At 57.2% G+C, this 19,741-nt stretch carries 13 protein-coding genes and 1 tRNA gene; 8 read left to right on the top strand and 6 right to left on the bottom strand.

What is annotated here, in order from left to right; translation table 11 throughout:
* The first annotated feature begins 106 nt into the window (after positions 1–106).
* The 5 genes from AC2TDA_RS13535 (at position 107) to AC2TDA_RS13555 (ending at position 6,105) form a co-directional block, all read left to right on the top strand.
* A complete protein-coding gene (locus AC2TDA_RS13535; RefSeq protein WP_480876739.1) occupies positions 107–1,690 on the top strand; it encodes an ABC transporter substrate-binding protein in 1,584 nt (527 codons plus the stop codon).
* A 16-nt stretch (positions 1,691–1,706) separates the two neighbouring features.
* Positions 1,707–2,663, top strand: coding sequence for an ABC transporter permease (locus tag AC2TDA_RS13540; RefSeq protein ID WP_480848533.1), 957 nt, complete (start codon positions 1,707–1,709; stop codon positions 2,661–2,663).
* Positions 2,660–3,475, top strand: coding sequence for an ABC transporter permease (locus AC2TDA_RS13545; RefSeq protein ID WP_480876742.1), 816 nt, complete (start codon positions 2,660–2,662; stop codon positions 3,473–3,475). The genes AC2TDA_RS13540 and AC2TDA_RS13545 overlap by 4 nt, the downstream gene beginning before the upstream one ends.
* Positions 3,472–5,109, top strand: coding sequence for an ABC transporter ATP-binding protein (locus tag AC2TDA_RS13550; RefSeq protein WP_480848536.1), 1,638 nt, complete (start codon positions 3,472–3,474; stop codon positions 5,107–5,109). Before AC2TDA_RS13545 ends, AC2TDA_RS13550 begins: the two co-directional genes overlap by 4 nt.
* Before the next feature lie 159 nt (positions 5,110–5,268).
* Positions 5,269–6,105 (top strand): alkaline phosphatase family protein, encoded by an 837-nt coding sequence (locus AC2TDA_RS13555; protein WP_480876745.1) that lies wholly within the window; start codon positions 5,269–5,271, stop codon positions 6,103–6,105.
* 9 nt (positions 6,106–6,114) lie between these two features.
* On the opposite strand, the gene AC2TDA_RS13560 is transcribed toward AC2TDA_RS13555, so the two are convergent.
* From AC2TDA_RS13560 to AC2TDA_RS13575, 4 genes are all read right to left on the bottom strand, one after another.
* A complete protein-coding gene (locus tag AC2TDA_RS13560; protein WP_480876747.1) occupies positions 6,115–7,038 on the bottom strand; it encodes an alpha/beta hydrolase in 924 nt (307 codons plus the stop codon).
* Between the two features lie 12 nt (positions 7,039–7,050).
* The gene (locus tag AC2TDA_RS13565) at positions 7,051–8,940 is read right to left on the bottom strand and encodes an acyl-CoA synthetase (RefSeq protein WP_480848541.1); all 1,890 of its coding nucleotides are present in this window, start codon (positions 8,938–8,940) and stop codon (positions 7,051–7,053) included.
* Between the two features lie 156 nt (positions 8,941–9,096).
* The gene (locus tag AC2TDA_RS13570) at positions 9,097–10,917 is read right to left on the bottom strand and encodes an ABC transporter transmembrane domain-containing protein (RefSeq protein ID WP_480876749.1); all 1,821 of its coding nucleotides are present in this window, start codon (positions 10,915–10,917) and stop codon (positions 9,097–9,099) included.
* A gap of 128 nt (positions 10,918–11,045) precedes the next feature.
* Positions 11,046–11,119, bottom strand: a tRNA-Gly gene (locus AC2TDA_RS13575).
* A 195-nt stretch (positions 11,120–11,314) separates the two neighbouring features.
* Here AC2TDA_RS13575 and AC2TDA_RS13580 point away from each other — a divergent pair.
* Positions 11,315–12,958, top strand: coding sequence for a hypothetical protein (locus AC2TDA_RS13580; RefSeq protein ID WP_480876751.1), 1,644 nt, complete (start codon positions 11,315–11,317; stop codon positions 12,956–12,958).
* Positions 12,959–13,159: 201 nt separating this feature from the next.
* Positions 13,160–15,049 (top strand): PhoX family protein, encoded by a 1,890-nt coding sequence (locus AC2TDA_RS13585; RefSeq protein WP_480876754.1) that lies wholly within the window; start codon positions 13,160–13,162, stop codon positions 15,047–15,049.
* Between the two features lie 60 nt (positions 15,050–15,109).
* Here AC2TDA_RS13585 and AC2TDA_RS13590 read toward each other — a convergent pair whose 3' ends face one another.
* Both AC2TDA_RS13590 and AC2TDA_RS13595 read right to left on the bottom strand, forming a co-directional pair.
* A complete protein-coding gene (locus tag AC2TDA_RS13590; protein WP_480876757.1) occupies positions 15,110–15,676 on the bottom strand; it encodes a tetratricopeptide repeat protein in 567 nt (188 codons plus the stop codon).
* Between the two features lie 30 nt (positions 15,677–15,706).
* Positions 15,707–16,195 (bottom strand): Lrp/AsnC family transcriptional regulator, encoded by a 489-nt coding sequence (locus tag AC2TDA_RS13595; protein ID WP_480848551.1) that lies wholly within the window; start codon positions 16,193–16,195, stop codon positions 15,707–15,709.
* A gap of 102 nt (positions 16,196–16,297) precedes the next feature.
* Here AC2TDA_RS13595 and putA point away from each other — a divergent pair, with 102 nt between their 5' ends.
* Positions 16,298–19,699, top strand: a complete 3,402-nt coding sequence (gene putA / locus AC2TDA_RS13600) for a bifunctional proline dehydrogenase/L-glutamate gamma-semialdehyde dehydrogenase PutA (protein WP_480876758.1) — start codon at positions 16,298–16,300, stop codon at positions 19,697–19,699.
* Positions 19,700–19,741 lie beyond the last annotated feature (42 nt).

The raw sequence follows: 19,741 nt of genomic DNA on the forward strand, positions 1-19,741 counted from the left end.
AATCCGGACAATAGGTATTGCCCGGTGGACTGAAATGCGCCAACGTTGACTCATGCGTCAACAAAAAGTCCGCGAAGGGCTGATCCAATCAACTGGGAGATTTTGGATGAACGAACAACTCACTCACATGACCAAACAGGTGACAGCCGGCAAGCTGACTCGTCGCGAGTTCATGGGCAAGGCAGCGGCCTTGGGTGTCTCAGCCGCCATGGCCAGCACCATGTTTGCCGACGCGGCGCGCGCGGCTGGTCCGAAAAAGGGTGGTGATCTGAAACTGGGCCTCTATGGCGGTGAATCCACCAACTCGTTGGACCCGGCGACTTATGCCAGCTCGGTACCCTATATGAATGGCCGTCATTTTGGCGACACGCTGGTTGAGGTTGCGCCCGATGGAACAATCGAACCCCGCCTGGCAGAAAGTGTTGAGGGCAGCGCGGATGCCAAGGTCTGGACATTCAAACTGCGTCAGGGCGTCGAATTCCACAACGGCAAATCCTTGACCAGTGAAGACGTTCTGAAAACCATGGAGCGCCACTCGAACGAAGATTCCAAATCAGGTGCCCTTGGCATCATGAAGGGAATCGAGTCGATGAAGGCAGACGGTGACACCTTCCAGGTGACCCTGAGCGAAGCAAACGCCGACTTGCCCTATCTGATGTCAGATTATCACCTGGTGATCCAGCCGGACGGCGGCATGGACAACCCGGCAGCCGGTATCAGTACCGGACCCTACCAGGTCGAAGTCGATGAGCCCGGCGTACGCCACCTGTTCACCAAATTCGCGAATTACTGGAATGACGACGCCCATTTCGACACAGTCGAGAACGTTGTGATCAACGATGCAACTGCCCGTACGGCAGCACTGCAGGGTGGGCAAGTTCAGCTGGCAAACCGTATCGAACCCAAGGTCGCTGATCTGCTGGGTCGTGCGCCAAACATTACGGTTCAGTCGACTCCTGGCCGGGGCCACTATGTTTTCATCATGCATTGCGACACAGCGCCGTTCGACAGCAACGAACTGCGGACCGCACTAAAATACGCGGTCAACCGCCAGGAACTGGTGGACAAAGTCCTTCGCGGCTATGGCTCGGTCGGAAACGATATGCCGGTCAACGCAGCCTATCCGTTGTTTGATGAAACCATCGCGCAACGTGAATTCAGCCTCGAGAAAGCAGCAGAGCACTACAAGAAGTCTGGCCACGATGGTTCACCGATCATTCTGCGCGTATCAGATGGTGCCTTCCCCGGTGCCGTGGATGCGGCGGCTCTGTTCCAGCAAACCGCAGCTCAGGCTGGAATCCCGCTGGAAATCAAGCGTGAACCCAATGATGGCTACTGGTCCGAAGTCTGGAATGTACAGCCCTTCTGCGCGTCCTACTGGGGTGGCCGTCCGGTACAGGATCAGATGTACGCGACTGCCTATCTGTCGACCGCGGACTGGAACGACACCCGGTTCAAGATTCAGGCGTTTGACGATCTGCTGTTCTCGGCCCGTGCCGAGTTGGATGCCGAGAAACGCAAAGGCATCTACAGCCAGATGGGTCAAATGGTCCGCGATCAAGGCGGCCTGATCTGCCCGATGTTCAACAACTTCGTCGATGCATCCAGCAATACGCTGGACGGTTGGGAGACCGATCCGAATGGCGAACTGATGAACGGTCAGGTTTCGCGCAAACTGTGGTTCGTCTGATACGGATCACGGATTTATGCACCCTATTATCAAATTGGTTTCCCAACGCCTTGCGCTGGGATTCCTGTTGCTGTTTGGCGCTTCGGCCCTGATATTCGGCCTCACCGAAGCCCTGCCCGGAGACGCCGCGCAAGCCGTCCTGGGCCAGTCTGCCACCCCAGAGGCCCTGGCAAACCTTCGAGAGGAAATGGGATTGAATCGCCCGGCTCTGACCCGCTACTTCGAATGGCTGGCAGGTATCGTTCAGGGTGATCTCGGCCAATCTCTTACCAACAAACTGGACATTGCAGACTCCGTCGGCAGCCGTCTGGGCAATACTCTGTTTTTGGCATTCTGGGCCGCTATCGTGTCGGTTCCACTGGCTATCTTTCTGGGCCTGCTGGCCGTGCGTTACCGCAACCGCTGGCCGGACAAGTTGATCTCGGCAATAACTCTGACAACAATCTCAATCCCGGAATTCCTGATCGGCTACGTGCTGGTCTATTTCATCGCGGTGAAGTTGGGAATGTTTTCTCCGCTGGCCATGATCAATGACAGCATGTCGCTTGGTCAAAAACTGAATGCGATTGCCCTGCCCGTCATCGTTCTGACCATGGTTGTTCTGGCGCATATGATGCGAATGACACGTGCGGCGATTTTGAACGTGATGCAGTCTGCCTATGTGGAAACAGCCGAACTGAAGGGTCTGACCAACTTCAAGGTCATTTATCGCCATGCTTTTCCGAACGCAATCGCACCCATCGTAAATGTGGTGATGCTGAACCTGGCATATCTGGTCGTCGGCGTCGTCGTGGTCGAGGTGGTCTTCGTCTATCCAGGCATGGGGCAGTATCTTGTGGACCATGTGACCAAACGTGACGTTCCCGTCGTTCTGGCCTGCGGTGTGATCTTCGCCGCTATCTATATCGGATTGAACATGGTTGCAGACATCGTTGCCATTCTGGCCAACCCAAGGCTGAGGCATCCGAAATGAAGAACATCCCAATCTCTGCAATGATCGGGCTGGCCTTCACAGCCCTGTACTTCTTCATCGCGATCTTCGCACCTCTGCTGGCCCCCTATGGAATGGCCGAAGTCGTAGGCGATGTGTGGGAACCCTCCAGTTCGAAATTCTGGCTGGGTACAGACAATATCGGCCGTGACCTGCTGAGCCGAATGATCTATGGCGGGCGCACTACGATCTTCATCGCGACGGCTGCCACGATTCTCAGTTTTGTGACCGGTTCGATCCTTGGCTTTCTGGCCGCCGTTCTGGGTGGCTGGGCTGATCAGCTCATGTCGCGAACCGTCGATCTGATCATGTCGATCCCGTCTCTGATCACTGCTCTTGTCGTGCTTGCTATGGTACCGGTTACCATTCCTGTACTGATCATCGTCATGGGCCTGCTGGACGCCACGCGCGTTTATCGCCTGGCCCGCGCCGTCGCAGTGGATATCGCCGTAATGGACTATGTCGAAGCCGCAAAGCTGCGGGGTGAAGGCCAAGTCTGGATCATCTTCCGTGAGATCCTGCCTAATGCCCTGTCGCCACTTGTCGCTGAACTGGGCCTTCGGTTCATCTTCATGGTTTTGTTTGTCTCGACCCTGTCGTTCCTGGGCCTGGGCGTTCAGCCGCCACTGGCCGACTGGGGTGGCATTGTGAAGGAAAACAAGGACGGCATCGTCTATGGCATCGGCGCGGCCCTGTACCCTGCTGTCGCCATTGCGACACTCGCCATCTCGGTCAACCTTGTGGCTGACTGGGTCCTGAACCGTACCACATCGCTGAAAGGAGGCCGGGGATGAGTGATACCCTTCTCAAGGTCCGCGACCTCAAAATCGGCGCGACCGTCTATCCGCCGGGTGAGAAACCCCATGACATCGAAATCGTGCACGGGGTCAGCTTTGACCTTGAGCGCGGCAAGGTGCTGGGGCTGATCGGAGAATCCGGTGCCGGTAAATCCACCATCGGTCTGGCCTCGATGGCCTATGGCCGCGGTGGCGTGGAAATCACCGGTGGTGAGGTCTGGGTCAATGGACGGGACATTCTGAAAACGTCCCACGGCGATATCCGCAAACTGCGCGGCGGTGAGGTGACTTACGTCTCGCAATCCGCCGCGGCGTCGTTCAACCCGGCCAAGAAGATCATGGATCAGGTTGTCGAAGCGGCCGTCGAGCAGAAAAAGTTCAGCCGTAAAGAGGCCGAGGGCCGCGCGCGACAGCTTTTCGCCAAATTAGGTTTGCCCGATCCGGACAATATCGGTGATCGCTATCCACACCAGGTCTCAGGTGGTCAGCTACAACGCTGCATGACCGCGCTGGCGCTGTGCCCTGAGCCTGATCTGGTGGTATTTGACGAACCGACTACAGCCCTGGACGTGACCACCCAGATCGACGTTCTGATGGCGATCAAGGAGGCCATTGCCGATACCGGAGTTGCCGCGCTTTACATTACGCACGACCTTGCGGTTGTAGCGCAGGTGAGCGACGACATCATGGTTCTGCGGATGGGGAACACGGTCGAATACGGCAGCACCGATCAGATCATCAACAACCCGCAAGAAGAGTACACGCAAGCGCTGGTCTCAGTCCGTTCGATCGAACACGAAGAGAAACAGCCGACGCCGGAACCGGTGCTGAGCGTCGACGGCATCACGGCACGCTACAAGGGGTTGAACTTCGACGTGCTGCACAACGTCAATGTCGAGCTTCATCCGGGGCAGACGCTGGCGGTTGTGGGCGAATCCGGCTCGGGCAAGTCGACGCTGGCACGGGTCATCACCGGCCTGCTGCCACCGCGTGATGGTGAGATCACCTTTGCCGGGCGCAAGCTCAGTGGCGACCTGAAGGGCCGATCCCGCGAAGACCTGCGCGAGTTGCAGATGATCTATCAGATGGCTGACGTGGCGATGAATCCGCGCCAGACAGTTGGAACGATCATCGGCCGCCCGTTGGAGTTCTACTTCAACATGCGCGGTGGCGAAAAGCGCAAGCGGATCATCGAACTGCTGGACGAGATCGAACTGGGTGAAAAGTTCATGGATCGATATCCGGCGGAACTGTCTGGCGGTCAAAAGCAGCGTGTCTGTATTGCGCGGTCACTGGCAGCCAAGCCCAAGATGATCATCTGTGACGAGGTCACCTCAGCGCTCGACCCGCTGGTGGCAGACGGAATTCTCAAACTGCTGTTGGACCTGCAGAAGATCGAGGATGTGGCGTACCTGTTCATTACCCACGATCTGGCAACGGTCAGAGCGATCTCTGACTCGATTGCCGTAATGTATCAGGGCCGCGTGGTTCGCTATGGTTCCAAGTCGCAGGTGCTGAGCCCGCCGTTTGACGACTATACCGACCTGCTGCTCAGCTCGGTTCCGGAAATGCATCTGGGCTGGCTGGAAGAAGTTGTGGCACATCGCAAAATGGAGAGTGCCGGGAACTAATCCGGTCTTTTCGCGAAAAGCTGATAGAACACTGAAATCCCGGCCCATTGTCTGCAGACACGCGTCGGGATTCTACTATTCAGGGCGCGAACTGGCGGCCTTGAGAATGCGAATCCCCTAGGATCGGCTGAAAGCAAATACTGTCAAAAGGGTCATCACATGGACCGTAAACTACTTCTCATCATTCTGGACGGTGTCCCGTGGCGCAACTTTCGACGCCTGTTCGGCAATCTCGAAGGCTGGGTCGACAGCGGAGAAGCGCAGGTTTGGAAACTACGGGCTGTGCTGCCATCTACCTCTGCCAGTTGTTATGCCTCGATTCATACCGGGGTCACGCCGCAGGAACACGGTTGTACAGGAAACGGCAATGTATTTCGTCTGAGCCACAAGGACGTGTTCAGCCAAGTTCGCGAAGCAGGTGGTGTGACGGGTGCTGTCACACACAGCTATTGGTCGCAGTTCTTCAACCGCCATCCATTCGATTACGTGCGTGACATCGAATACGACGAGCCGGACAGCAAAACCATCAACCATGGCCGGTTCCACAGCATGACCGGCTACGGCAAAGACAATCAGATGACACCCAGCGACGTGGACCTGTTTGCCACGCTGACTAACATGTGCCTGCGGTTTGGACTTGATTACGGCATCCTGCACACCTGCACGCTGGACAGCATGGGGCACCGTTTTTACCACGATTGCCAAGAGATGGACCACGCCTGTTTCGTCATGGACGAAATGCTGGCCCCCTTCATCCCACGGTGGCGGGAGTTGGGGTACGAGGTGATCGTAACCGCCGATCACGGACAGGACGAGCGCGGACACCATGGCGGGCGTGGCCCACTGCAACAGGAAACTGCACTGTATTATTTTGGTGATGCGCAAGGTCCTGACGCCGACACCGTGATTGACCAGTTGCAACTGGCCCCCACGATCCTGAAACGCACAGGAGCACCGGTAGCGGATACAATGAAGGCCGCTTCGTTCCTGAGCTGACGTCAAGCGTCAGTCATAAGGCCAGATGCCTTGCCCTAATGCCTCGATTGCAACCGAGATCCTCTCAAAACTGTCTGCGGCCCGTTTTACCGAAGTACGGGCCCGCAGATATCCGTGAATCAACCCTGGCTCGTTTATCCAATGCGACCGCCCCCCTGCGGCGGCGATTTTCTCGCAATAGGCCGGTCCGTCGTCGCGCAGCGGATCGCAATCGGCTGTAAAAACCACTGTTGGCGGCAGACCCGAAAAATCAGAGTCGTGAAGCGGCGCAAAGGTAGGATCATCCTGGGGCACGACATTGCCGCACCGGACTTTTTCGTAGAACTGGATTTCATCAAGGGTCAGCAGCGGAGCGTGCGCATGCTCGATATACGATCCCTTTGATGCATCACCTCCAAGGCCTGGATATATCAGGACTTGGCCCAAAACGTTGTCCAACCGACCCCGAGAGTACTGCGCGACGGCAGCCGCCAGATTGCCGCCTGCACTGTCGCCAGCCAAAACGACGGGCTCACCGAACTGTTGAACAGACCAGTTAGTTGCGGTCCAACTGTCGTTGAACTGAGCCGGGTGTGTATGTTCCGGACACAGACGGTAATCAACGGCCACAACCCGGTATCCTGTCTGGACACAAATCTCGGCACAAACGTCGTCGTGGCTGTTCAGGCCACCGACGACAAAACCGCCGCCATGGTAATAGACAACAGTCCGTGTGGGATCTCCGGCAGAGTAGACGCGGACAGGCACTCCATCAGCGGACATGTCCGTTACTTCCACTCCCGGTGGACGGGGTTGACGAAAATCTTCGCTCATTTCGTCATAAACCCGACGTTGATCTGCGATCGTCAGGTCAACTGCATCGTCAGGATAGCTTTCAGCCGTGCGCCTTATGAACGCCCAGGTTTCCTCGTCGATCAGACGTTCATAGTCCATTGTCCCTCCGAATTATTCAGACCACTCCCAAGGCCGGGTAAACGCACCCAGCACCTTGGAAACATCGTCGTCGGAGGAACCGTTCGCGTCAAGCTGCGCAACGAGTCCACGTTTCTTATCGTCGATCACAGACACAACCCGTGCGGCCACCCCTGCGGTTTCCAGCGCGCCATTATAGATGCGTGTGATCGCCTGTTTGCGCAGCTCCGGCTTGAACACTTTTCCAACGGCAGTTTTCGGCAGCTCGGGCAAGATCGTCATATGCTTGGGCTGTGCAGCGCGCTCGTGAACGTGGACTTTGCAGTATTCCATCAGTTCTTTTTCGGTAGCTGATGCACCGTCTACCAATTCAACAAAGGCACAAGGCACCTCGCCCGAATGCGCATCCGGTTGACCAATTGCACCCGCAAAGGCGACTGCGTCATGCCCCAACAGCGCTTCTTCAATTTCGGCCGGGTCGATATTGTGCCCACCGCGGATGATCAGGTCCTTGGCGCGGCCCGTGATCCAGAGATAGCCATCCTCGTCAAAGCGACCCAGGTCACCGGTCCGCAAGTATTTATCGAAATGATAAAGGTTCACGTTCTTGTCCGCTTCGGTATACGTGTTGCCCGCATAGACGCCCGGGTTCGAGATGCATATCTCACCGATCTCGTCCTTCTCGCATTCTTTCGGACCATCAGGGCTGTCCTGCAGGATTTTGACGTCCGTATAAGGAAACGGAATGCCAATCGAGCCGATTTTCTTTTCACCGTCCACCGGGTTACACGAGACTAAACATGTTGCCTCGGTCAGGCCATAGCCCTCGACGATGGTCACTCCAGTGGCCTCTTCGAACCGGCGGAACAATTCAACCGGCAACGGGGCCGAGCCCGAAAACGCGGTTTTCACGGATGAAATATCCGCATCCACCGGGCGCTGCATCTTGGCGGAAATAGCGGTCGGAACTGTAATGATAAACGAGACCTTCCAGCGTTCGATCAGCTTCCAGAAGTTGTCAAACACGCCGTCGCCGCGATAGCCGGCCGGTGTCGGGAAGATCACATGCGCACCTGAGGATACCGCAGCCATCACGATCACATGTACTGCAAAAACATGAAACATTGGCAGCGGGCACATGATGACATCGTTTTCGTCAAACAGCAGGGTGTTGCCCAGCCAGCCATTGTAAATCAGTCCGGAATACCTGTGTTGCGCCACCTTTGGCATACCGGTGGTACCTCCGGTATGGAAGTAACAGGCAACGCGGTCTTCCTGACTGTCCTCGAAGGTCAGTGTCGTGGGCTGCTTGGCCAGTTCTTTGTTGAAGTTCTTATAGTCCGCATGAGCCAGGTGTTCCTTGTCGCCCATTTTGGGGCGCAGTAGCGGGACAAGCCACGACTTGGGCGGTGTCAGGTACCGGTTCAGGTCAATTTCCAAGATGGTGTTAACCTTAGGCGCGTGGCGCACTGCTTCCTCGACTTTTTGGGCCACATCTGCTTTGGGGAATGACTTCAGGGTCACCACCACCTTTGCGTTGGTTTCCCGCAAAATGGCTGCGATCTGTTCCGGCTCCAGCAGCGGGTTGATCGGGTTAACGATCCCGGCCACCGCACCACCCATCATCGTAATCAGCGTCTCGTTACAGTTGGGCAGGACATAGGCCACCACGTCCTTTTCCCCTATCCCTAACGACCGGAACAGATTGGCAGCCTGGTTAACTTTGCCCAGCAGTTCAGACCAGGTCAGCGTCTCGGCTTTATCCGTCGGACCGGACAGCAGCTGAAAACTCATGGCCTTGTGGTTCGGGAATTTGCCCGCCGTGCGCGACAGCAATTGATGGAAGGTGACAGCGACGTCTCGATCCTCCCACGGCATCTCCTGTTCGATACGCGCCCTGTCTTCGAATCCCGCAAAGGCCATACGGCTCCTCCCCTTTTTCTCCCGTGTCGCGCACGGGCTATCGCTTGCCCCCAAGATGGAAGCAAAAGCAAGCTCGTGCAAGCAACGGCTTAGCTCTCGGATCAGAGAAAATGTAGAATGACGCTGCGGCGGAAAGTGATGTGCCGGAGCGTCACTTTATTCCGCAGCAACACCGTCGGTGAACTGCAGGCGTGCCAGACGCGCATAAAGACCGTCCTGAGACACCAGGTCATCATGCGTTCCCTGAGCGACAACGCTCCCGTTCTCCATCACCACGATGCGGTCCGCCTTTTTCACAGTCGCCAACCTGTGTGCCACAATCAGCGTCGTGCGCCCAGCGCGCATCTTGTCAACCGCACCCTGCACCGCGCGTTCGCTTTCAGCATCCAGTGCCGAGGTCGCCTCGTCCAGCAGCAGAACCGGCGCGTCGCGCAGAATTGCACGCGCGATAGCAATGCGCTGTTTCTGGCCACCGGATAACATCACGCCGCGCTCGCCCACGAAACTGTCGTAACCTTCTGGTAAAGCGGCGATAAAGTCATGGGCCGCTGCAGCGCGCGCTGCGGCCTCGACTTCGGCATCGGTCGCGTCCAAACGGCCAAAACGGATGTTTTCACGAGCCGAGGACGCAAAGATCACCGGGTCCTGTGGAACCAGCGCCATATGCTGCCGGAAGTCCGATCGGTCGAGATCACGCAGATTGATCCCGTCCAGGCTGACGTGCCCTGCATCCGGGTCATAGAATCGCTGGATCATCTGGATGACAGTTGTTTTACCCGCGCCTGACGGGCCCACGAATGCTACGGTTTCGCCCGGTTCGACTGTCAGTGAGAGATGATCCAACGCAACCACATCAGGACGTGCCGGATAGCGGAACGTGACGTCATTGAACCGGATTTCACCGCGAACAGGTTGCGGCAGTGCTTGCGCCCCTGTCGGGTCGGACACTGTATCTTCGGCGTTCAGCAACTCGATCAACCGTTCCGTCGCGCCAGCCGCGCGCTGAAGCTCGCTCCAGATCTCGGACAAAGCGGCTACGGAACCAGCCATGATAATCGAATAGATCACGAACTGGATCAGAACGCCTTCTGTCATGACGCCGTTGCGAACGTCATTGGCCCCCATCCACAGCACCCCGACGATACCGGAGAAGACCAAAAAGATCACGATTACCGTCAACACAGCCCGTGTCTGGATACGCCGCAGCGACACCACATAGGATGTCTCGGTCATTTCGCCAAACTGCTTTCGGCTGGCTTCCTCATGTGTAAAGGCCTGTACGGTCTGCACTGCGCCCAGCGCCTCGCCTGCATTTCCTGAAGATGCCGCAATCCAATCCTGATTCTCGCGACTGATTCCACGCAAACGGCGCCCCAGGACCAGAATCGGTACAATCACCACCGGAATCAGCAACAAGACAAGACCGGTCAACTTGGCCGATGTCAGAAGCATCAGAACCAGACCACCGACGAACAGAAGCATGTTGCGAAGTGCGATGGATACGGATGAACCCAGCACCGACTGAATCAAGGTTGTATCCGTGGTAATCCGGCTCAGCACCTCACCTGTCATGATACGTTCGTAGAATTCCGGGCTCATGCCGATCACGCGGTCGAAAACAGCCTTGCGGATATCGGCAACCACGCGTTCGCCCAACCGGGTCACCAGCGCATAACGGATACCTGTACCCACAGCCAGGATACCGGCAATCACAAGCGCTGCCAGAAAATACCAATCCAGCAGCTCACCATCCTGAATTCGGAAATTATCGACCACGCGACGCACGGCCAAAGGCAGGGTCAAAGTCATGCTGGCAGTCAGAATCAGCGCAAAAGTCGCGCCCATCATCAACAACCTGTAGGGCTTCATGAATGGCCAAAGCGAGGCCAATACGCCCACTTTCTTAGAGCCCGCTCTTTCTTCGCTGGCCCCCGGTGCGGGTGCGGTTGCTGGACTGGCAGCTGTTTTTCTAGCCATGTCGGGCCCTTGTTTCCTGAACGGTCCTAAGTGAACGCTTCTTGGCCGCAGAGGCATCCGGGGTCAAGCTGCACACACAATTTGGCAGGTTTAAAGGGCCATTTGACGCAGAGAATTCAGAGCTGAACTGGAGCGGGTAGACGGAATCGAACCGACATAGCCTGCTTGGAAGGCAGGGGCTTTACCATTAAGCTATACCCGCTCAGGTCTGGGCTGAGTAGTCCATGCGCTTGCGGTCGTCAAGAAGCGAAATCACCGCTCAACCCGCTTTTCCGAACCAACTGTCCCGCACCCCGAAGCAGAGATCACGAATTTGTGTTATCTTGAGGCGGTTCGCGATCCGCCCAGTCTGGGCCTGATTTGGATGCGGGCAGTATTCTCACGGGGGATTTCAAAAATGACTGACTTCGATCTGGGTGTATATAGCCGAAAAATCACGACATCTTCGCCCAAAGCACAGGAGATATTCGATCAGGGGCTTATCTGGCTCTATGGTTACAACCACGAAGCCGCGGCGGCCTGTTTCGATCAGGCGATTACACGAGACCCGCAATGCGGCCTTGCGTATTGGGGCGTCGCTCATGCTATTGGCCCTAATTACAACAAACCATGGGAGTTCTTTGAACCCGACGAAAAAGTGGAAACACTGAAACGGGCACATCGGGCCATTCAGGATGCAATGGCTCTGCGCGAAGCAGTTACTCCATTGGAGGCCGCGCTGATCGAGGCTTTGTCACACCGTTTTCCAACCGATCCTGAAATCGAAGATTACGGCCCGTGGAACGACGCGTTTTCGGATTCGATGCGCAATGTTTACGCTGAATTCTCGGATGATCTGGACGTGGCGGCGATTTTTGCCGAGTCGTTGATGAATCGCACTCCGTGGCAACTCTGGGATCTAAAACAGGGCATCCCTGCCGAAGGTGCCTCAACCGTTGAGGCGCTAACTGTTCTTGAGACGGCGTTTGATACCCTGCCCGGCGCCTGGGACCATCCAGGTTTACTGCACATGTATATTCACCTCATGGAGATGTCGCCTACACCGGAAAAGGCGCTGCGGCACGGCGACAGGCTGGTCGATCTGGTGCCAGAAAGCGGCCATCTGGTGCACATGGCTACACATATCGACGTTCTGTGCGGCGACTATCAGAACGTAGTCTGGCGCAATCACTGCGCAGCCCAAGTGGATAAGAAATACGAGGCCATGGCAGGTGGCGAAAACTTTTACACCGTCTACCGCGTTCACAATGTACATTTCGAGGCTTACGGCGCTATGTTTCTTGGGCAACCCGAAAAGGCTCTGGCCGCTTCGGAAGAACTAATGCGGATGCTGCCCGACAATGTGATCCGGTACTTCCCTGACCTGTTCGAATCTTTCTACGGCAAGAAAATCCACGTCATGGTCCGCTTTGGCATGTGGCAGGAGATTCTGGACGAGCCTATGCCGCAGGATGCCGAGCTTTATAGCTACACCACAGCCGCAATTCATCAGGCTCGTGCCGTGGCTCTGGCTAATCTGGGACAGATGGAAGCCGCACAAAAGGCGCGTGAGTTGGCCGTCCAAGCCCGTAAGGACGTGCCGGAAAGCCGTCTGGTTTTCAATAACACCGCCGAGGATGTTCTGCTGATCGGCGAGGCGATGATGGATGGCGAAATTGCCTTCAAATCCGGTGACCGCGAGGGCGGGCTGGCTCATCTGCGCCGCTCGGTCGAACTGGACGACAACCTTGTTTATGACGAACCTTGGGGCTGGATGCAGCCAACCAGACACGCACTCGGTGCTCTTTTGATGGAAGATCAGCGGCTTGACGAAGCCGAAGCGGTCTATCGTGCCGATCTTGGTCTGGACAACACCCTTGCCCGGGCCTGCCAACACCCAGGAAACATCTGGAGCCTTCACGGCCTGCACGAATGCCTGGTACGACGCGGCGAAGAAACCGAGGCGCGACATATCAAGCTGCAACTCGACAAAGCCGCAGCACGTGCGACTGTGCCAATCCATGCGTCCTGTTACTGCCGACGTAAAGCCAAGGCGGCTTGAATTCGCACGCATTGATCAGGCTGAAGATACAAAAGCGCAAGCGAACCTATGCCCTGTGTATGGTCAGTTGTTCCTGCTGATCGGCAAAACTCTGCACGCGGGAACGCCGAAGTTGAACTTTACTTCGGATGTTATTTTCCTGTCATATCTGCGCCCTACACCCGCGGGACGAATCTTTGTTCAGACTATCAGGAGCCATCCATGCAAGACGTAGATCCTACCTCCCTGTCCGCAGACGATTGGGACGAGCTGCACTTTCCCCGCCCCGAAGAAAATGACTTTGACCACGTCGTGGAAAGCGCGATTTCCCGCCGTGGTTTCCTTGGCGGTGTTCTGGCCTTTGGATCCGGCGCTGCGGCAATGGGTGCGGGTCTGATGGGATCGACAGCGGCGCAAGCCGTGACGAATTCTCGTTTTGCCTTCACTCCGATTGCCGCTCAGACCGACGGCACCGTGCACGTGCCAGAAGGATACGAGTGGAAGATGCTGATGCGCTGGGGCGATCCGCTGTTCTCGGACGCCGCGGGCTATGACATTACTGACGGCGGTCAGATCGAGAATTCTGACAAAGTATTTGGTGAAAACACCGACGGGATGGAGACCTTTCCGTTCCAAGGTCGCGAACTGATCGCGATCAACCACGAATACCCGAACCGCAAAATCAACCTGCCTGCCGCACAGGAAGGTGTCCCTGCCAGCGCTGACGATGTCCTCAAGCTGCAGAACATTCAGGGCGTGACTGTGATGGAGATCAAGGAAGGCGCTGAAGGCTGGTCGGCTGTCAAAGACAGCCCTTTCAACCGCCGTATTCACCACAACACACCAATGAAGATTGTTGGCCCTGCAGCCGGTCACGACCTGCTGAAAACCAATGCAGATCCGACTGGTGCTTCGTCCTTGGGCACAATGAATAATTGTGGCGCCGGTAAAACACCTTGGCGCACCTATCTGACCTGCGAAGAGAACTTCAATGGGTACTTCGGTTCTACTGACGAGAGTGCCAGCTACGATCAGAAAGTCGCGGATGGCATGAAACGTTACGGCATCAAAGCCGAAAGCTGGAACGGTTACGAACTGTTCGACCCCCGCTTTGACACCTCAAAAAACCCGAACGAGCCGCACCGGGCAGGCTGGATCGTTGAAATCGACCCGACCAAACCGGACAGCACTCCTGTCAAGCACACTGGTCTGGGTCGCTTCAAGCACGAAAACGCCGAAGTGGCTCTGGCAACAGATGGTCGCGTGGTTGTTTACATGGGCGACGATGAGCGGGGCGAATACCTGTACAAGTTCGTCTCGAACGGCAGCTACCAACCGGGCGTTGAGACAGAGGGCCTGTTGAATGATGGCACGCTTTATGTCGCCAAATTCAACGACGACATGACCGGTCAGTGGCTGCCTCTGACGCCTGAAACCACTGGCATGGAGTCGGTCGAAATCCTGATCTTCACGCGTATGGCCGCATCGGCTGCAGGCGGCACCACCATGGACCGCCCGGAATGGGTGGCGTCGAGCCCCGTTGCGGTCGAGGCTTATTGCTGCCTGACCAACAACAAGAACCGTGGCGTCAAGCCGAATGCAGGCGGCGATGACACTTCGGCCAATGGCCCCAACCCGCGCGATGCCAACAAGTACGGCCAAATCGTGCGCTGGCGTCCGGCAAACGAGGATCACGCCGCAGATAGGTTCGACTGGGATCTCTACGTCATGGCAGGCAACCCGACCGTGCATTCCGATGACCGCGCCGGTTCGCCCAATGTGAATGAGGGCAACCTGTTCAACTCGCCAGACGGCATGGCTATCGACTCGACCGGGCTGGTCTGGATTCAGACAGACGGCAATGACGACAACGAAGAAGACTTTGCAGGCAACGGCAACAACCAAATGCTGGTTGGCGATCCGGTAACCGGTGAAATCGTGCGCTTCATGACGGGCCCGAACGGCAGCGAAGTCACCGGTCTGGCCTGGTCCACTGACCGCCGCACCATGTTTGTCGGCATCCAGCATCCCGGCAGCAACTGGCCGGATGGCGGCACACCGCGGTCATCCGTGATTGCCATCAAACGGGAAGACAACGGTTTGGTCGGCTAAATATTGTAGCAAAGATGATGCCCCTGAGACCCGGTCTCGGGGGCGTTCCCAGGGCGAATGTCAGATATCTTCACCCGGAGGGTCCAGCAACCCGCCCGCTTCCAGTAAAGCGCGCTCTGACAACCATGGGTTCAACCGAAGTGCATAGCTCAATGCAGACCGGGCCTCATCCAGACGTTTCAGGCCCAGCAACGACAACGCCCGCCCGCTTAGCGCACCAACGTGGTTCGGAGACAGCTCAATCGCCACGTCAAGGTCTTGCAACGCCGATGCGTAATCCTGTCTGAGATAATTGACGAAGGCACGCTGATTGTAACCCTCGGCATAGTTCGGACAGTATTCAACCAAGGCATTCAGCTCGTTCAACGCGCCGGTCAGGTTCCACCCTTCGCGCATCCCCATTCCACGATCCAACAGCATCTGAGCCCGCGCATCCGGTGCGTCAGTCCACAGCTCCCACATCCTGCTTGAAATCACCTGAGCGTCGGCCTGCGACGTCGCCGCCTGTGTCTGGGCGATAAGCGCATCAATATCCGCCCGATGGTCCGGGGACTCCGGGCATCCTTCGGAATTCGCGATAACGGGTAAGACCAAGAACACCACTGAGGCAAAAGCAATCCACTTCATGCGCCAATGATGGAGCGGAATTCGAAACCGTCAACCCTCGGGCTCAATCGCACTCAGCAGACCTGTTTCCTTTACCGCTTCCATCGCGACGAACGTCGATGTGTTCGCAACATGCGGAAGACCCGAGATCTTTTCGGCCAACACTGCCCGGTATTCCGACATCGACCCTGTTCGCACCTTGAGCAGATAGTCGAAATTCGACGCAATCATATGGGCTTGCTCGATCTCGGCTATTCGGCGCACCGCAGCATTGAACTCTCCCAATGCCTTTTCGCGAGTGTCTGACAGACGCACTTCAACAAAGGCGACGTGATCCAACCCCAGCCGGATCGGGTCCAGCATGGCACGATAACCGGTGATGACGCCGTCAGACTCGAGCCGCTTCAATCGCGCCTGAGTCGGTGATTTCGACAACCCGATCCGTCGGGCCAGATCGGCCACGGATATCCGGCCATCCTCGGCTAGAATCGTCAGCAGGGCTTGATCAAACCGATCGAGCCCGGGAAAGTCTTTTCGCATTTCGATTCCTGCAAAATTCGGTTCATTGAACTGTGTAACATAAGATTATGAACGATTGTCCTGAAAATTCACATGTATACTCTTCAAAAATCTGGAGGATACATGTCTCATTCTTTGCGCACCCTTATCGACAACCAGACCTATGCCGATCAGCCTGCCGCACTGGAGGATCTCATTACTCAGGCTGCGCTGGAGCCCAGCGATCGCCAGTCTATCTGCACAGTGGCGGCCAAGCTGGTGCGCGACATCCGATCCAGCACCTCTCCTGGCTTGATGGAAGTGTTTTTAGCGGAATACGGCCTGTCCACTGATGAAGGTGTGGCCCTGATGTGCTTGGCCGAGGCGCTGCTACGCGTCCCGGATGCCGACACGATCGACGCTCTGATCGAAGACAAGATCGCCCCTTCGGACTGGGGCAAGCACTTGGGGCAGTCTTCATCCTCTCTGGTCAACGCTTCGACATGGGCTCTGATGCTAACCGGGCGTGTTCTGGACGAGGACAAGTCTTCACCGGTTGGCGCGCTACGCGGAGCGATCAAACGGTTGGGCGAACCTGTGATCCGCACAGCGGTGGGCCGTGCGATGAAAGAGATGGGCCGCCAATTCGTTCTGGGCGAAACCATTCAGGCCGCCATATCGCGCGCCAGCGGGATGGAGACCAAAGGCTACACCTATTCCTACGATATGCTGGGTGAGGCCGCCCGAACCGATGCCGACGCCGCGCGCTATCACCTGTCTTATTCCCGAGCCATCGCCGCCATTGCCGAGGCCTGCACGCATAATGACATTCGCGCAAACCCTGGCATTTCGGTCAAACTGTCCGCACTGCATCCGCGCTATGAATTGGCGCAGGAACAGCGCGTTATGGAGGAACTGGTTCCGCGTCTACGCTCTCTGGCCCTGCTTGCCAAATCCGCCGGGATGGGGCTGAACATCGACGCGGAAGAAGCCGATCGCCTGTCGTTGTCTCTGCAAGTCATAGAGGCCGTTATGGCCGAACCCGCTCTGGCGGGATGGGATGGGCTCGGTATCGTGGTACAAGCTTACGGCCCTCGCGCCAGTTTGGTGCTGGATACGCTTTACGACATGGCCCAGCGTCACGACCGCAAGCTGATGGTCCGTCTGGTCAAGGGCGCATATTGGGATACCGAGATCAAGCGGGCTCAGGTCGAGGGCGTTGATGGCTTTCCGGTCTTCACGCAAAAAGCCGCGACAGACGTCTCTTATATCGCCAACGCGCGCAAACTGCTGGGTATGACGGACCGAATCTATCCGCAATTCGCCACCCACAATGCACACACGGTTAGCGCCATTCTGCACATGGCGGACGATCAGCCTTTCGAGTTTCAGCGCCTGCACGGGATGGGTGAGACGCTGCACCAGATTGTCAAGGATCAACAAAACACCCGCTGCCGCATCTACGCGCCCGTCGGTGCACATCGCGATCTGCTGGCCTATCTGGTTCGGCGCCTGTTGGAAAACGGCGCTAACTCGTCATTCGTCAACCAAATCGTCGATGAGGACGTTCCCCCGGAAGAAGTCGCAGCAGACCCGTTCCTGGCAATTCAAAACCCCGCGGCACCACTGCCCACCGGTCCCGAACTGTTCGCTCCTGAGCGTCCGAACTCAAAAGGGTTCGACCTGCAGCACACGCCTACCCTGGACCGCATCGAAGCGGCCCGGGACGAGTTCAGGGCGCATCACTGGTACGCTCAACCGCTGCTGTCCGAGACCGCCAGGCCGGAAAAAGACCAGCAGGTGATCAATCCGGCGCAACCGCAAGACCACCCCGGCTCTGTCGCGCCGGCCAGTGCTGAAGATGTCGAACTGGCTTTGGCAACTGCGAACCCATGGCAGGCTTCGGCGCAAGATCGCGCGCATGCTCTGAACGTTGCGGCCGACCTTTACGAGGCGCATTTTGGCGAGTTGTTCGCCCTTTTGGCCCGTGAGGCCGGCAAGTCACTACCCGATGCGGTTGCCGAACTGCGCGAGGCCGTCGATTTCCTGCGCTATTACGCTGCCAACATTCCTGATGCCAAGCCAGCAGGGGTTTTTACCTGTATCAGTCCGTGGAACTTCCCACTGGCTATCTTCACGGGTCAGATTTCGGCGGCTCTGGCAACTGGAAATGCGGTGTTGGCCAAGCCAGCGCCTCAGACCCCGCTGATCGCGCATCGAGCCGTGCAATTGCTTCACGAGGCTGGCGTGCCACGTGACGTGCTACAATTGCTACCCGGCGGCCCATCGGTGGGCGCCGCTCTGACTTCGGATCCCCGCGTGTCCGGTGTCGCCTTTACCGGCTCGACCGCGACAGCATTGAAAATCCGCGCGACCATGGCCGAAAACCTCCGCCCAGGCACGCCGCTGATCGCGGAAACCGGCGGCCTGAACGCAATGATCGTGGACAGCACGGCCCTACCAGAACAAGCCGTTCAAGCGGTCATGGAAAGTGCGTTTCAATCTGCAGGGCAACGCTGTTCTGCCTTGCGGTGCCTCTACCTGCAGGAAGACATTGCCGATGACGTCCTGACCATGCTGAAGGGCGCGATGGACGCGTTTCAGGTTGGGAACCCGTGGCTGATTTCGACCGATTGCGGACCGGTTATCGACGAACAGGCTCGTCAGGGCATTTCGGACCACGTTGCCCGGGCGCGGGCCGAGGGCCGGGTGCTCAAAGAGCAACCTCTACCACCCGAAGGCACCTTTGTCGCCCCGACACTGATCGAGGTTCCCGGCATTGCAGCCCTCGAGCGTGAGATATTCGGCCCAGTCCTGCATGTCGCCCGATTCAAGGCACAGCATATCGATCAGGTTATCGCCGATATCAATGCCACTGGCTATGGGCTAACCTTTGGCCTGCACACTCGGATCGACGATCGTGTTCAGCATGTGACCGAGGCGATTCACGCGGGCAATATTTATGTGAACCGCAACCAGATCGGCGCAATCGTCGGATCTCAACCCTTTGGAGGTGAAGGACTTTCTGGAACAGGCCCTAAAGCTGGCGGGCCGAACTACATAAATCGTTTCTGTGCTCCTGACCGGCAGGCGGCCAAGGACCAGTGGAGCGGTACGATGGCTGCGCTTCCCGTGCCCGAAGGTCAAGCAGCTGCTGTCCGGACCCAATCCCTGCCCGGCCCGACCGGTGAGTCTAATCGCCTGAGTGAGTTTCCTCGACTACCCCTTCTATGTATGGGGCCGGGAGAAGACGCCGCTCGAGCGCAGGCGGATGCAGTGAAAGCTTTGGGTGGAACAACCCTTCTCGCAACCGGAAATCTTGACCTGCATCGGTTAGAGAACCTGGATGGAATATCCGGCGTCCTGTGGTGGGGTGACGAAGACACCGCGCGTGAAATTGAACAGCATCTGGCTCGCCGGGACGGTCCCATTCTTCCGCTAATCCCCGGCAAACCGGACCGTGCACGTGTATTGGGAGAGCGCCACGTCTGTGTCGACACCACGGCTGCGGGCGGCAATGCTGCACTTTTGGGAGGTGCGGCATAACCTGACCTTGACGCTGGGCCATGAAAAGCCCAGCGTCGCGCC

The organism is Ruegeria sp. HKCCD6426 (assembly GCF_057221115.1).

Excerpts from the sequence above, each read along its gene's own strand:
- AC2TDA_RS13590 (WP_480876757.1), bottom strand. The coding sequence starts at position 15,676 with ATGAAGTGGATTGCTTTTGCCTCAGTGGTGTTCTTGGTCTTACCCGTT.
- AC2TDA_RS13570 (WP_480876749.1), bottom strand. The coding sequence starts at position 10,917 with ATGGCTAGAAAAACAGCTGCCAGTCCAGCAACCGCACCCGCACCGGGG.
- AC2TDA_RS13540 (WP_480848533.1), top strand. The coding sequence starts at position 1,707 with ATGCACCCTATTATCAAATTGGTTTCCCAACGCCTTGCGCTGGGATTC.
- AC2TDA_RS13565 (WP_480848541.1), bottom strand. The coding sequence starts at position 8,940 with ATGGCCTTTGCGGGATTCGAAGACAGGGCGCGTATCGAACAGGAGATG.
- AC2TDA_RS13555 (WP_480876745.1), top strand. The coding sequence starts at position 5,269 with ATGGACCGTAAACTACTTCTCATCATTCTGGACGGTGTCCCGTGGCGC.
- putA (WP_480876758.1), top strand. The coding sequence starts at position 16,298 with ATGTCTCATTCTTTGCGCACCCTTATCGACAACCAGACCTATGCCGAT.
- AC2TDA_RS13550 (WP_480848536.1), top strand. The coding sequence starts at position 3,472 with ATGAGTGATACCCTTCTCAAGGTCCGCGACCTCAAAATCGGCGCGACC.
- AC2TDA_RS13585 (WP_480876754.1), top strand. The coding sequence starts at position 13,160 with ATGCAAGACGTAGATCCTACCTCCCTGTCCGCAGACGATTGGGACGAG.
- AC2TDA_RS13580 (WP_480876751.1), top strand. The coding sequence starts at position 11,315 with ATGACTGACTTCGATCTGGGTGTATATAGCCGAAAAATCACGACATCT.
- AC2TDA_RS13545 (WP_480876742.1), top strand. The coding sequence starts at position 2,660 with ATGAAGAACATCCCAATCTCTGCAATGATCGGGCTGGCCTTCACAGCC.
- AC2TDA_RS13560 (WP_480876747.1), bottom strand. The coding sequence starts at position 7,038 with ATGGACTATGAACGTCTGATCGACGAGGAAACCTGGGCGTTCATAAGG.
- AC2TDA_RS13595 (WP_480848551.1), bottom strand. The coding sequence starts at position 16,195 with ATGCGAAAAGACTTTCCCGGGCTCGATCGGTTTGATCAAGCCCTGCTG.
- AC2TDA_RS13535 (WP_480876739.1), top strand. The coding sequence starts at position 107 with ATGAACGAACAACTCACTCACATGACCAAACAGGTGACAGCCGGCAAG.